Here is a 14,107-nt window from a genome sequence, read left to right as displayed (position 1 = left end):
GCTTGTTTAGTCTACTGTTTGCAGTACTCTTACTCGCCTTCCTTGTATCTGAATTATCTTGAACCGCCTATAACCAAATTGAAAACCGTTAATGTTTTTTGCCAGTCGATTATTTTTCTTTTTTCATCGCTGTTGATGTGTGCTAAAAGTAATGATAAAAATTATCAGGGCTAAATTATTAGGGCATGTTATTTGTCTTTAACAGGCGTTACGCGATAGGTATTGGCTTCCTCTAAATATTCTACCAACACCACTTTATCGCCTTGTTTTAGTAAATTGTCATTGATGTCTGATCGGATTTTGAGTATCAATCCTGCGCTGCCATCATTCAGCTCTGCTTCGCCATGTTTGTCTGTCACACTAAGCGTGCGTACCACAGCGACTTTACCCACATTATTAGACGAATTACGTTTGGGAATTTTGGCGATATTTTTGCGGATAGGTGAAATAATAATTCCTGTCAGCCACATGGATACGACCAATACAAAAATGAGCGCCCCTGTGCCAAAGACATAATATAAAATGCCCGAGTCAAAATTTTGATGTAGAAAACTGGTATATAAGTAGCTCAATAACCAACCAATTAAACTAACTAAACTTAGTATGATGATTAAAGGCACGCCATAAAGACCAAATTTGAGCATGAGACCTGTAAAAAAGCCCGTTGAGGATAAGTCAGCAACTTCCCCTCCTGACTCCCCAAGGTCTACGGTATCCATATCTGCCATACCGAGTAAAGACACCACCCAATATAAGGTGACGAACATCACAAGCCCCGTAAAAATAATCGTGGGATATAAACTGATTTTAGTGATAAATACTAAAAAAGATTCCTGCATGGCACGCTCCTTTTGTTCATCTAACTGGCTATCTTTATGACTCGGCAATACCACTGGTAGGATACAAATTGAGGTGATTGGGCATTGTAATAATTGGCTTAGGCGACTTTGGCACCCTATATCTTTAACCAAACGAACTTAAAAACTTAGAGTCATAGAATCAACTTATGTTTCTTTACGGATGATTATATATACATTTAATTACATAATACATAGGTTTTACTATTAACGTCCCCACACTGGTGAGCGCACGACTCCACCAGCCTGACTGCTAATGGCATAGCTGGTATTACCAGACAAAGAATGAATAACCAAACTGCCGCCACTTTGTCCGCTCACGCGTGAGGTGCGCGTTGGATAAACTGCATACTGTCCAGAGGGTGACAGACGGGCTGGCTCATCCAATCCAGTTTCTGCCAGATTAGTAATCTGCCCTGTGTCAAGCGTCATGACTGCCGCCTTGCGACCATTAAGATAGGCCATACGCTGACCATCTAAACTGAGCTGAGGACTGGCCGCATAACTGCCTGTCGATATGGGTACAGCATTACCAGTGCCGAAATAGTAACGATAAATGCTGGGACGACCCGCACGCACTTTATCACTGGTATAAACGAAGCTTTTGCCATCAGCGGCATAGCTCGGTTGTACTTCGGTACTGGGTAAAGTTGTGAGCTGCTTGGTGCTGCCGTTGCTCAGATGCATCTCATAAATATCAGCATTGCCGCCGACGGTTGAGCTGTAGAGCAATTTTTGTCCATCGGGTGAGAATGAGGCCGACAGATTACTGCCCTCCGCATTTACGATTAAATGACGCGCATTGCTTTTGCGGTCATAAATATAAATCTTAGGATGCTCACGCGGGGCTTGCTTACTATAAGCAAGCATTTGACCATCTGCTGACCACGCTGGCGCATAAATATAACCATTTAATTGATCTATCAGTTGGCGGACGCTGCCATCAGGACGAATGCTATACAGTGTCGATATCTTGGCAGTGCCGACCCCTTGCTCCTCCACATACGCAATATGTCCTTGGCGATCCGGTACGGACATTTGAGCCGTCAGCGGATTACTGATGGCAGTGTTTACAGTATTGGCAGTAGGGATATTTGATAAGGTCTGACAGCCAGTCAAAACGCTAAAAGTGGCAATCACAATCGTGCTGCTTGTTATATTTATAGTCGATTTTATAGGGGTTTTTAGCATAAGTTACCGTCCAATAGAGTCTGAGTGAGTGGGTTGTAAGATCTTTTTAGAGACGTGCCTTGTCTTTAGTGTAGCGTATATCAGGCGAGGGTTTTGGACAAAAAAATGCCCCACTAAACAGTGAGGCATTTTAAATCTGATTTGAAAGTTAAAGTTTAAAAACTAAGATTTGAAAACTGACATCAGCTTTTTATCTGTGAGGACTGAGTTATTTGGCAATGGCTTTAAAATACGCGACTTGACTGTCATTTTTGATGGTCAAAACAGGTGTGTTATTGGCATTTTTATTGAGACTGTATTTGCCTTGTACGGTTGCCAATGTCGCGGTATCAAAGCTTGCTTGTGGCTCAGGACACGCCATTAACGTACTGATGCCGTTTTTGATCTGCACATTACCATTCACAACACTGTACTCAGCGCCCATGTTATTACACGTATTTATGAAGCTGACACGGTTACTACTATTATCTTTGAAAAATCTTAGCGTTAATGGCTTAGCAGGATTAAAGAAAAGCTGGCTAACTTTATCACCGTTGGTGCGTTTGGCATCAACAAGCTGCCAGTTATATGTTTGTAGAATATCAGAAGTCACTGGCTGCGTAACGGGAGCCGTCACATTGGGGATAGTTTGGCAACCAGCTGCAAACGTACCGACAGCAAGGGTTGCTGCCATCATCATTTTAGTCATATTTTTCATCTTAATTCCTCTATTATTTTATTTAGGGCGTGTCCTAGTATAAAAAACTGTCATATTTTTTATAGTCAATCCACTATAAAAGAGTTACAGCGTTAACCTCGCTTGAAGTATTACATATACATCTGCACTCGGTTGCCTTGTAACACTTTTAAATTGAATCAACTATATGCAGAATGGCTTCTATTATTATGATTTGTTTATTGTTTTATTCATATACCTAAACAATATGGCTATTATGCACAGCACTTGTCTTACCGTCCTTATAGGTTGGGTGTATGATTGCGATATGATTTGTTTTACTTTATGATTTTTTGCTAATGGGCATTGCGAGACAGTGCATTTGCTGCTAACTGATTTTTTGAATAAAATTTTCGACGCTTTAGTTGAGATTGGCAGCTTCTTGTTGTTGCAGCGCTGCATACCCTGCCAAACGTTTGCGCTCACTGTCATTAAATAACTGCTGTTCGATTAGCTCAATCTGAGCTTGAACTTGTGCATTATCCGTCTGTTGGCTCAAAAGGCGCTGTTTTTGTGTTTCATATTGGGTAAAACGCTGGTCAAAATTGGCATCTTCTTGATCTACTTGGGCAAGCCTTGCTGCTGCTGGCGCACCTACCAACTCACGGCGCATACTATACAAGGCTTCAGGCGTTGCGCCTTTGGCTTTCATCTGTTCTGTACGATTTATCAATTCATTTAAATTCGCTTGTTGCTCGATATTGGCTTTGGCGGTATTGGCTGGCATACGGCTGATATAGTTTTGTCTTTCGGCTTGTTTTTGACTGTCAGACATTTGCTCGTTTTGCTCAATTCTAATCATCTCTATACTATAATCATCGTATTCATCTTCAGCGCCAAAAAACGCCGTGATGGTTGGTTTTTCAAAATACTGCTGACGCAAAGTGGCAACGTCTTGCTTTTGCTGAGTGACGACGCTCAAATCCAGCTCGCCGTTTTTGGTTGCTTGTAGTTGGAGATTGCCATAGCGCGTCTCTATCTCTGGGAGCGCTTTTAGATAGGCAATATATTGCTTAAATATAGCGACTGCTTGACTGGCGGCAGGCTCTGGCGTGTGGTGGCGAATATAACTCTCGACACGCGCTGATATCACGGCTTCGTTCTCCTCTCCAAGTGCCGATAAAAAATAATCAAACAGCCGCCGTAAGCCTTCGGTGACGACCAGCTGTTTGTTTTCGTCAATGATAATTTCACCATCCACCTCTGCCCCTCGTAGAGATTGTGGCAAGCTCTCTAAACCTGTGGTGAGTCTGGTAAAGTTTTGGGTATCAGAGGCTTGGATGGCTTTATCCGTACCAGACAAGATAGGCACTGCGCCATCCGCTTTATTATCGAACGCAAGAGAAAGAGGAATGACTTTCGCCAGATCCTTCCCAGCGCTGGGTTTGAACCACAGAATAATCGCCGCCGTGACTATGACAATCATGGCGATGATAGCAATCAATAAATAAGCGGAACGGCGACCATTTGACATAAGTGAGAGTTCTTATTTTATCAGTCAGTTTAGAGGTTTGCGTTTTTGAGGCGATTGACCTGAGTGCGATAGATAGACTTTGGCTCAGACTCTCCCCATGCGGTCAAACCTAACACTTGATCGGCAGAATCTAAGTGATTCATTTTATAATTATCACGAATCACATAACCAAGACGACTTGAACAGGCAGAGACCAAACCGTCGTTAGACTCGCCTGCAAACGGTACACCTGTTGCTGCCAATAAATAGTCGCTAGGATCGAGTGCGCTAGTGAGCTGTCCAACTCCACTAAATGAGTAATATTTAATGCCATTAACATTGGTACTCGCGGGCTGACCACAGTACGCTCTTGGCATCGCTGCTGGGAACTTTGCATTAAAATTGGCAGCGCCACTTGTTGATAAAGCAAGGAGCGCTTGCCAGCCATCTTGCTGTTGTATCTGATTGAAACTGATACCCGAACCGACGTCGGTAAAGCCTCCAATTAAATTAAACACACCTGATACCAACTCTGTCGTGACGTTTGATGGGCTGCCTGATGTGTTATTTGGCTCAAGCGTATTTTTGACAAAATCTGCTGTTTTTGAACCTTGTTCTGGGCTAGACACAGCTGTGACGGAGGCGACATATTTTGGTGCCACGCCAGCCACATAACGAATATCTATACCGCCTTGACTGTGCCCAAATAAATTGACTTTAGCTTTGCCTGAAATGGCCGTAATGGTTTTGACTTGTTGGAGCAGCTGCTCACCGCGAACCTCGCTGTTATTGACAGCTGACGTTTTGGTGGTATAGACCTCTGAGCCACCTTTTATCAGTTCACCCGGAATTCCATTGAAGTAATCAATGACCCCAAATAGCTTAGTGAAACCGCCAAGCCCGTGCGCCATAACAACCGGATATTGGGTTTTTGTATAGCTAGAAGTAAAATATTTGCTATCAACGAGTTTACAACCATTGGCATTGGCACAATTATAATATTGACCTGCCGCTTGCGCAGAAGTGGTTTGTAGCGTCAGCAGTAAGACACCTGCGCCAATGGCACCCAGTGATGGTAAAAATAGGCTTGGCTTTAGTGCCGTGCAGAGATAGGTTTTAATAGTCATCGCAACGTCCTTGTCATCATTGAGTATTGTCATTAAGTGTAATTTTCTTTACCTTGCCTCTGTACTTACAAAAGCGGTAAAGAATGCTGTTAATTCCTTTAACCAGCAAAATTACATTACTTATATATTCTGTAACATTCAACCCATTTATCAAAATATGAATATATTAGTATGACTAATGAGTCATATAAGCATTAACCGCGTTGTAAAGTAATTATTATTAATAATAACGATAAATTTACTATCATCTAACTCAAAACTGCCCCTAATCCATTTATGGTATAATTGGTTCACTTTAATTTCATAATTATAAGACAGATGACGATGACTAAAAAATCCCTTATCCAGTCCGCCGATGCCATAGAAAAAATGCGCGTGGCCGGTAAACTTGCCAGTGACGTCCTTGTGATGCTCGACGAACACGTTAGAGTAGGAATCAGTACCGAAGCCCTGAATCAAATTGCTCATGACTATATTGTGAATGTGCAGCAAGCCATTCCTGCGCCGCTCAACTACAATGGTTTTCCGAAATCCATTTGTACCTCAGTCAATCACGTGGTTTGTCATGGCATCCCAACTGAGAGCAAGCTGTTAAAAGATGGCGATATTATCAACATCGATGTGACCGTCATTAAAGACGGCTACTATGGCGACACCTCAAAAATGTGGATCGTTGGCAATGGTTCTATCATGGCACAGCGTATCTGCAAAGTGGCTCAAGACGCCCTGTATGCTGGCATGAGTGTGGTAAAAAATGGCGCACGTCTAGGTGATATAGGCGCTGCCATTCAAGAAGTGGTCGAACCTGAACGCTTTAGTATCGTGCGCGAATTTTGTGGTCATGGCATCAGCAATGAATTTCACCATGAGCCACAAGTCATGCACTACGGCAAAAAAGGCACAGGATTTGAGCTAAAAACCGGCATGACTTTTACCATAGAGCCGATGATTAACCAAGGTACGTGGCAGACCAAGATTTTGCCAGATGAATGGACGGCGATTACCAAAGACCGTAAGCTGTCTGCTCAGTGGGAGCACACCATGGTGGTGACCGACAATGGCTGTGAGGTGTTTACCACTCGCCCTGAAGAAGATTTGAGTTTTTTGACTCAGTAATGTCACAAAAGATCGCCTAGGCGGTCTTTTTTTTGACCTACAATTAGGGCATATTGAGTACTGTGCTTATTGATTATTTACCTTTATACTTTTGATGGTATAGTTTGAATCGCATGATGCTTTCATAGTTTTATCGTTTTAATATGCTCTTAGTTGTCACGCTCTAGTTAGTTGTCTCGCTCTATTTAAATTCTTAATTGGATAACACTCATGTTTACTTGTGATGTCGCCTCTATTGATCTGACGCCCTTACCTCTTTTGCTATCAAATAATGTGGCGACAGATGCAACTCTGCTAGCAGACACCAATGCACCAGAAAAATCGTTACTGGGTATTCCTGAGTGGCTGGCACAAATCAATGACGATATCAGTCGCGCACTTGAACGTGGGGTCAATATCCGCCAATTGGTCGCGGCACGTGCCTGCGCTATCGATAGCTTACTCATTGCTTTGTTTAATTGGTTTGAATTAGACAAGACAGACTTGGCATTATTTGCTACTGGTGGCTATGGTCGTGGTGAGCTGTCGCTGTATTCAGATATTGATATTTTATTGCTCTCTCCAGATGAGATTGACAACGACGCTAGTGGCAAAATTGATCGTTTGGTGGCGCTACTCTGGGATATAGGGCTAGAACCTGCCCTCTCAGTGCGTAGCGTCAATGATGCGTTAGAAGCAGCACTTGACCACACCATTGCCAGTGCTCAGTTAGAAGCTCGGCTACTGATTGGTAATGCAGATTTACAAGAAGTGCCCATTCAAATTGTCAATAAGCAGTGGTCACCCCGTGCCTTTTTTGAGGTAAAAATCGAAGAAGCCAGAGTACGTTACTTGCAGCACAATGCCACAGAGTACAATCTTGAGCCAAATATCAAAACGGCTCCTGGCGGCCTGCGTGACATTCATATCGTGGGTTGGGTGACCAAACGCTATTTTCGCGTTAGCAAGCTTTATGATCTCGTCCAACAAAACTTTTTGACCGAAAAAGAGTTTGATGATTTGAGCTTTGCTGAAGGTTACTTATGGCAAATACGTCATTATTTGCATGTATTAACGGGTCGTAACGAGAACAAGCTACTGTTTGATTATCAACGTGAGATTGCTCAATTGATGGGCTATGAGACTCAGCCAGATGACGAACCGAATGCGGCAGTTGAGCGTTTTATGCGCGATTATTATCGCTGTGCCATGCGGATATCAACGTTGTCTGAGATGCTTATCAATCACTATTATGAGACGATTATAGAGCCGCAACTGCCAGACGAGGAACGCCCCAAAAAGCAGCCGATCAATGCCCGATTTAACCAAGTCGGTGACCAAATTGCCATATCGCATCACAGGGTCTTTGCCCAACATCCTGAATCGATTTTGGAAATGTTTTTACTAATGGGTCAATACGGTATCAAAAACGTCCGTACGCATACCTTGCGCGCCCTAAAAATCGCCGCTCGCGGTATTGATCAGGTTTATCGTGATAACCCCACTCACCAAGCACTGTTTTTGGCCAACTTAAAAGAACAAAATTATCTCTTTCATCGCTTACGTACCATGAATCGCTGTGGCGTATTGGGCAACTATATTCCTGCGTTTGCTCAAGTCACGGGTCTCATGCAGTACGATTTGTTTCACCGTTATACGGTGGATGCGCATACGTTGTTTTTGATTCGCATTTTGCACCGTTTTACTGACCCACGTTTTTATGAAGACTTCCCACTGGTTAGCTCTATCTTTCAACGTATTGAGCGCAAAGAAATCTTAGTACTGGCTGCCATGTTTCATGACATTGCCAAGGGTCGCGGCGGCAATCATAGTGAGCTTGGGCAAACGGAATCGGTTGATTTCTGTTTGGCTCATGGCATGAGTTTGGCAGATGCCAACTTAGTCGGCTGGCTAACTCGCTATCATTTATTGATGTCACTAACTGCCCAGAAAAAAGACATCTCAGACCCAGAAGTCGTCACCGTTTTTGCCAACTTGATAGGCAATGTTACCCACCTCAATCATCTGTACGTATTGACGGTCGCAGACATGAACGCCACCAACCCACAGTTATGGAACAGTTGGCGCGCCACACTCATGAAACAACTATACTCGCAAACTCGGCGTATTTTGCGCGCTGATATCGATGCGCCCACCAATCGCCAAGACATGATCAGCGCCACACGGCAACAAGCTCTGGTGATGTTAGACAAGGTTGATAACCAGCATATGAATCGCGATGAAGTATTGCGACTATGGGACGATCTGGGTGATGAGTACTTTTTGCGCGAGATTGCTGAGGATATCTTATGGCACACCGAAGCGATCTTGAATCATCCGCCGATTGGGCTTGCCTCCAATGCAGACAGCCCGCCATTGGTCGTACTGCGTGAGCATCGCGAGCTGGCGCTTGATGCAGTACAGGTTTTTGTGTATACCCAAGATCAGACAAATCTGTTTGCCGTTACCATGGCGGTATTTGACCAGATGAATCTCGATGTTTTAGATGCCCGCATCATTACGGCCACTCGTGATTTTGCGTTGGACTCTTATGTATTGCTAGATCCTAGTGGCACGCTATTGGTTGACGAAGACAGTCAGCAAGAGCTTAAACAGCGATTGATTGATGCCTTTAAAGACCCGACCGTACTAAAACTCACGAACAAACGTATGCCGCGCCAGCTCAAGCATTTTGAAGTGACTACGGTGATTAATTTTGAGTTTAATGATGCTTCAGATCAGCATATTATGAGCTTAGAAACGCTAGATCAACCAGGGCTATTGGCACGAGTGGGACAGGTATTTTTGCAAGAACAAATCGAGGTACATGCTGCCCGTATTACTACTTTGGGCGAGCGTGCAGAGGATATGTTTTATATCAGCGACCAAAATGATGAGCCACTATCTGCCGACCGGCTTGAAACATTGAAGTCCGCATTGATTGCGAGTTTGAGTGTGCAAAAAGACACTCGTGTGGCTTAATTGATATTACGGTTCAAATATAACAAGTCACTATAGATAGCATTATTCGGGCATGTTGAGCATGCCCTACCGTTAACGAACCAAACTGATTGCTTAAATATGGGTTAGCAGGCGATATTTTCGTGTTCGTTCTGTCTCTTTCGTCCTGTCTCTATAGTAGAAGCAAGCCGTTTATAACGTACTTTTATATATCATCTCGCTGGCATGTTCATCAAGCTCATCGTCAGCAAGATCTGGTGGCAAAATTTTGGCATCGATCTGCTGTTCCCCTAACACAAGGCGTCCCGCATCGACTTCTTTCTGTAATAAACAATGTAACGTGGCAAGATGAAAGCGACCGTCAAAATACTCATGCAACTGTCTTAAAGAAATGGGTGAGTTAACATGGACATCTGGATACAAGCTGTCTTCTGCTAAAATAGCCATCTCATTAAATGTCTCTTCGCGCACCATTTCATCTTTGTCAATTTTGCGTTGTAAGGTACTTGCCGTTCGTCCTTTGGCCGCTAACATAAAGATGAAAATCACGGTCTGTAAGACAAATAAGGCAAAGTAATGCCACAAAGTCAGTGAGATATCTAACACATTATTGAGCAACATCAGCACCATAGCCACGACTACATAACCGACCAATTGCCACAGCAACCACATCATTAAACTGTTTTCGCCATACCAAACTATTTTTCGTTCTTTCTGGGTAATTAGTTGCTGGCGAGCCTGCCACCAACATTGTTCCCGCTGTTCCAATAGTTCGTACAACTTTGTACGTTGTTGGCTATTATCAACGTAGGCATTTCTGATAGTGTTCGCACGACTATTTTCATTATGGATATCTTCGTAAGTATTGCTATCTTCGACAATATTAATTTCTTCGACATTACTATTTTCAATATTGATATCTTCAGTTCTTAACATACTCGGCATATCAAATCATCCTTACAATACTCTATTATTAGGGCTGACAGCGATATTTTGTATCGTTATAAGTTACCAATTTATAGGCTTTATTTAACGTTTTTGCGCACTTCCAAATCCATCTTATCTCAATCAATGAGGGTGGTTCACAGTTCTGCCGTGGCAACATAAGAAGAAAAGGACAAAAAACAAGAGAAGTGCTACACTGCTCAAATGTAATTTTTCTTTATAACTTTATTATTAATTGTCTATTATAGTTACCATACTTATGAATCACAACTTAACGCATTTGCACCCTTACCCCTTTGCCAAGATGGCAGCACTGCTTGCCAACAGCACGCCAATCAATGGCTACAGCGAAATCAAGCTGGGTATTGGAGAGCCAAAACATGAGCCGCCAGCCTTTGTACTGGACGTACTACACGAAAACTTGGACAAAATAAGTCATTATCCAACCACCAATGGGATGTTCGAGCTGCGTCAAACCATTGCGCACTGGCTTGAAAAGCGATTTTATCTCAATCACGTTGATGCCAATACGCAAGTCCTACCAGTCATGGGCACGCGCGAAGCCATTTTTAGTCTGGTGCAGGCGGTTATTGACCATAAAGACGCTGACTCTGAGAATCATCAGGTATCCTCAAGCAAGCAAATACAACCGCCAACGATTGTGATGCCCAATCCGTTTTATCAAATATACGAGGGCGCAGCGATACTCGCACAAGCGACCCCTTATTTTGTGCCTTGTACATTCGATAATGAATTTAAAGGTAACTACCGCGCTGTCCCAAGTGACGTTTGGACTCGTACACAGTTATTGTTTGTCTGTAGCCCCAACAATCCGACAGGTTCAGTCATGACTATGGAGGATTGGGAGCATCTGATCCGTCTGTCAGACCAATATGGTTTTGTCATTGCGAGTGATGAGTGTTATAGCGAGCTGTATTTTGATACCGCGCCCATTGGCTTGTTACAAGCTTGTACGGCTCTTGGTCGGCATGATTTTCATAACTGTATCGTGTTTCACTCTTTATCCAAACGCTCAAACTTGCCCGGTCTGCGCTCAGGGTTTGTAGCGGGTGATGCGCAGATTTTGCAGGCGTATTTGCAATATCGCACCTATCAAGGTTGTGCTATGCCGATACCGCATCAGCTCGCTTCTATCGCGGCTTGGCAAGATGAAAAGCACGTGGAGCACAATCGTCAGCTTTATCAAGAAAAATTTGCGCTATGGATGTCTGAGCTTGGTGAGTTATTAGAACTGCGGATGCCTGAAGCTGGGTTTTACTTTTGGGTAAAAGCTCCTGAGCAGTTCGATGGTGATGATGAGCTATTTGTCAAAGCGCTCTATGAGCAGGCCAACATTCACGCCTTAGCCGGACGCTATTTGTCCCGTGACATTAATGGCTATAATCCTGGGCAAGGTTATGTCCGTATTGCGTTAGTCGCTAGTGTCGATGAAAGCCGTGAAGCGATTGATCGTATTCGTACATTGCTGGGTGCATAAGCAGTCGCTTTACACGCGTAAAATTTCAAAAAAATACCAGCCTCTAATAACCACAATTTAAATATGGTTATTAGAGGCTTTTTGTCTGGATAATGCTATAGTGAATAGTGCTATAGTCGATCCATTCTAAAATCGTTATCGTTCTGCTGGTATGGATTTTATGAAGCATCTTTCACGCTTGCGAACAGCCAGCGAGGAAAATTTATACCAGTAGAACGTAGTTAACGTATGTATCATTTTTATTCTAGATTGACTATATAGTAAACTGTCTTTTAAATGCGCCATCAAGGATGATGCCATGCCCCATCTTGACTTTACCCAACCGCCCTTTGATGTACTGAGCTTAGCTGAGCGCCAAAGCATCAGAAAACATACTCAAATCCGCTATCTTGCCAAGGACGAAAGCTTATCTGCAAAAGAGTCCACTTACCTTTATGTGGTCATAAAAGGACAAATTGAGCAATTACTCAACGGAGAGTTTGTGGCCGCTTACTTGGGTAGCAACCACTCTGACAACCCCAATAATAATGACTGGTTTGATAGCCGCCGCTTGCCTGAATCCGTCAGCAAAAACAGCTTACCAGCAGGTGATTCTAACACTGAGGCCGTACAGATCTACCAGTTTCGAGCGGCCGAAGATACCTTGCTGTTGCAAGTAGCAGGCGATGCCATTGATAAAATCAGTGCACAAAACCATCTGGTACGCCAGCTATTATCAGACAAACTGCCCGAACGCCTAAAAGCTTTACAACAACGGCGTCGTGGCAAGGCCATCGATCCCTCTCATTATAATGAGCAGCAAGAAGTGCAGCAAATCATGCTGCAACCAGTGATTGATGTGACCTTATTGCCAGTACATATTGTCGATGCCCACGCCAGTCTTTATGAAGCCGCTGCTATCATGACAAAAGCGGGATTAAAGCACGTACTGGTGCGACCATCAGGTCATCTAGATGATCTAGAAAGTCCCGCGTCATTGCCACAGCGTACAGGTCATCTGTTAGGTATTTTGACCGACACCGATATTTGCCGCGCGGTGAGTGACCAGCAAAATCCCGCAACGACACCTTGCCAGCGCTATGCCAGCTTTAACCTGCGTACGATCAGAGCGAATGATGAAATTGGTGATGCTCTACTCATCATGACCCGTTATCGCATCCATAGATTGCCAGTCATTGACCATGACGGCAACGTTGTAGGCGTGCTTGGACAAAGCGACATGCTCGCTCATATTAGCCACCATTCACAACTCATTAGTATGCAGATTGAGCAGGCAAAAGACCTATCGAGCTTAGATACTGCGGTCGAGCTTATCGGCCGCTATATTCGTGCTCAACATCAAAACGGTGTCAAAATTGGTAACATCAGCCGCATGGTACAGACACTCAATGCACAGGTATTTACCAAGCTTTGGCAACTGATCGTGCCTGATGAAGTCATGACAAATACGTGCCTCATCGTGATGGGATCAGAGGGTCGCGGCGAGCAAATCATGCGTACTGACCAAGATAACGCGCTCATCCTGCGTGATGGCTACAGCCATCCTAATTTGGCACAGTTTGCTGACACTTTTAATCACCATTTAGAAAAACTGGGTTATCCACTGTGTGACGGCAATATCATGATGACCAACCCCATGTGGCGGCAACCACTAAAGCAGTTTAATGCCCAAATTGGCTTATGGTTTAAAAACACTGATCCGATGCATGGTATTTATTTGTCAGCCATACTCGACGGCGAATACGTCTGCGGTGATGAGTCTCTCCTGACTCAAGTACGTCAACATTTAAAGGTTGCCCACCGTCAGTCAGATCCCATGTTTGTCCGTCAGTTCGCACGGGCAGCGCTACAGTTTGGTGATATCAATCAGTGGTGGCAAAAATTTGTACCTTTATTAGCAGGCAAATCAACCTCGTCAGATCTCGATCTAAAAAAAGCCGGTATTTTTCCGTTGGTTCATGGTGTTCGTACTTTAGCATTAGAAAATGACATTTTAGAAGTACCCAGTACGAAAGACCGTCTAAAGGCATTGGTACAAGCGCATGTCATCAATCAAGAACGTGCTGATACCTTGTTGGAAGCGTTGGAATTTTTTATGGCACAGCGTTTATCAGTGGCACTTTCGACCGATGATAAGCAGGCACGGCAAGTCGATCCAACCACCTTAACCGCACTTGAACGTGACTTGTTAAAAGAGTGTCTAGCCGTGGTCAAAAGCTTCAAAACGCAGCTACGCCAGCACTATCAACTAGAGATTTAATAAGT

The 14,107-nt window shown here is 43.7% G+C and carries 10 protein-coding genes; 4 read left to right on the top strand and 6 right to left on the bottom strand.

Features of this window, described 5'->3' with window-relative positions:
* Window positions 1-188: 188 nt before the first annotated feature.
* The 5 genes from M917_RS03145 to M917_RS03125 form a co-directional block, all read right to left on the bottom strand.
* Window positions 189-839 carry an OB-fold-containig protein gene (locus tag M917_RS03145; protein WP_021813317.1) on the bottom strand — a complete coding sequence of 217 codons (651 nt, stop codon included), beginning with the start codon at window positions 837-839 and terminating at the stop codon, window positions 189-191.
* A 225-nt stretch (window positions 840-1,064) separates the two neighbouring features.
* Window positions 1,065-2,048 carry a PD40 domain-containing protein gene (locus M917_RS03140; protein ID WP_021813316.1) on the bottom strand — a complete coding sequence of 328 codons (984 nt, stop codon included), beginning with the start codon at window positions 2,046-2,048 and terminating at the stop codon, window positions 1,065-1,067.
* 208 nt (window positions 2,049-2,256) lie between these two features.
* The gene (locus tag M917_RS03135; RefSeq protein WP_021813315.1) at window positions 2,257-2,745 is read right to left on the bottom strand and encodes an META domain-containing protein; all 489 of its coding nucleotides are present in this window, start codon (window positions 2,743-2,745) and stop codon (window positions 2,257-2,259) included.
* Window positions 2,746-3,124: 379 nt separating this feature from the next.
* Window positions 3,125-4,237, bottom strand: coding sequence for a lipase secretion chaperone (locus M917_RS03130; protein ID WP_021813314.1), 1,113 nt, complete (start codon window positions 4,235-4,237; stop codon window positions 3,125-3,127).
* Between the two features lie 29 nt (window positions 4,238-4,266).
* Window positions 4,267-5,343: an esterase/lipase family protein gene (locus M917_RS03125; RefSeq protein WP_040641813.1), complete on the bottom strand. Its 1,077-nt coding sequence runs from the start codon at window positions 5,341-5,343 to the stop codon at window positions 4,267-4,269.
* A 324-nt stretch (window positions 5,344-5,667) separates the two neighbouring features.
* Between M917_RS03125 and map the strand changes: the two genes are divergently transcribed.
* Window positions 5,668-6,459, top strand: a complete 792-nt coding sequence (map, locus tag M917_RS03120; RefSeq protein ID WP_021813312.1) for a type I methionyl aminopeptidase — start codon at window positions 5,668-5,670, stop codon at window positions 6,457-6,459.
* 210 nt (window positions 6,460-6,669) lie between these two features.
* Window positions 6,670-9,420 (top strand): [protein-PII] uridylyltransferase, encoded by a 2,751-nt coding sequence (gene glnD, locus M917_RS03115; protein ID WP_021813311.1) that lies wholly within the window; start codon window positions 6,670-6,672, stop codon window positions 9,418-9,420.
* Between the two features lie 171 nt (window positions 9,421-9,591).
* Here glnD and M917_RS03110 read toward each other — a convergent pair whose 3' ends face one another.
* Complete coding sequence (locus M917_RS03110) at window positions 9,592-10,344, bottom strand: hypothetical protein (RefSeq protein WP_021813310.1); 753 nt, start codon at window positions 10,342-10,344, stop codon at window positions 9,592-9,594.
* A 259-nt stretch (window positions 10,345-10,603) separates the two neighbouring features.
* Here M917_RS03110 and dapC point away from each other — a divergent pair, with 259 nt between their 5' ends.
* Both dapC and M917_RS03100 read left to right on the top strand, forming a co-directional pair.
* Window positions 10,604-11,842 carry a succinyldiaminopimelate transaminase gene (gene dapC, locus M917_RS03105; protein ID WP_021813309.1) on the top strand — a complete coding sequence of 413 codons (1,239 nt, stop codon included), beginning with the start codon at window positions 10,604-10,606 and terminating at the stop codon, window positions 11,840-11,842.
* A gap of 298 nt (window positions 11,843-12,140) precedes the next feature.
* Window positions 12,141-14,102 (top strand): DUF294 nucleotidyltransferase-like domain-containing protein, encoded by a 1,962-nt coding sequence (locus tag M917_RS03100; protein WP_021813308.1) that lies wholly within the window; start codon window positions 12,141-12,143, stop codon window positions 14,100-14,102.
* Window positions 14,103-14,107 lie beyond the last annotated feature (5 nt).

This window comes from Psychrobacter aquaticus CMS 56 (genome assembly GCF_000471625.1).
GTDB lineage: Bacteria > Pseudomonadota > Gammaproteobacteria > Pseudomonadales > Moraxellaceae > Psychrobacter > Psychrobacter aquaticus.
Note: the sequence above shows the minus strand (reverse complement) of the source record. Positions and strands in the feature narration are given on the sequence as shown.

What these genes read in the sequence shown, in the direction of transcription:
- M917_RS03145 (WP_021813317.1), bottom strand. Translation starts at nt 839, where the DNA reads ATGCAGGAATCTTTTTTAGTATTTATCACTAAAATCAGTTTATATCCC.
- M917_RS03125 (WP_040641813.1), bottom strand. Translation starts at nt 5,343, where the DNA reads ATGACTATTAAAACCTATCTCTGCACGGCACTAAAGCCAAGCCTATTT.
- map (WP_021813312.1), top strand. Translation starts at nt 5,668, where the DNA reads ATGACTAAAAAATCCCTTATCCAGTCCGCCGATGCCATAGAAAAAATG.
- glnD (WP_021813311.1), top strand. Translation starts at nt 6,670, where the DNA reads ATGTTTACTTGTGATGTCGCCTCTATTGATCTGACGCCCTTACCTCTT.
- M917_RS03100 (WP_021813308.1), top strand. Translation starts at nt 12,141, where the DNA reads ATGCCCCATCTTGACTTTACCCAACCGCCCTTTGATGTACTGAGCTTA.
- M917_RS03140 (WP_021813316.1), bottom strand. Translation starts at nt 2,048, where the DNA reads ATGCTAAAAACCCCTATAAAATCGACTATAAATATAACAAGCAGCACG.
- M917_RS03110 (WP_021813310.1), bottom strand. Translation starts at nt 10,344, where the DNA reads ATGCCGAGTATGTTAAGAACTGAAGATATCAATATTGAAAATAGTAAT.
- M917_RS03130 (WP_021813314.1), bottom strand. Translation starts at nt 4,237, where the DNA reads ATGTCAAATGGTCGCCGTTCCGCTTATTTATTGATTGCTATCATCGCC.
- M917_RS03135 (WP_021813315.1), bottom strand. Translation starts at nt 2,745, where the DNA reads ATGAAAAATATGACTAAAATGATGATGGCAGCAACCCTTGCTGTCGGT.
- dapC (WP_021813309.1), top strand. Translation starts at nt 10,604, where the DNA reads ATGAATCACAACTTAACGCATTTGCACCCTTACCCCTTTGCCAAGATG.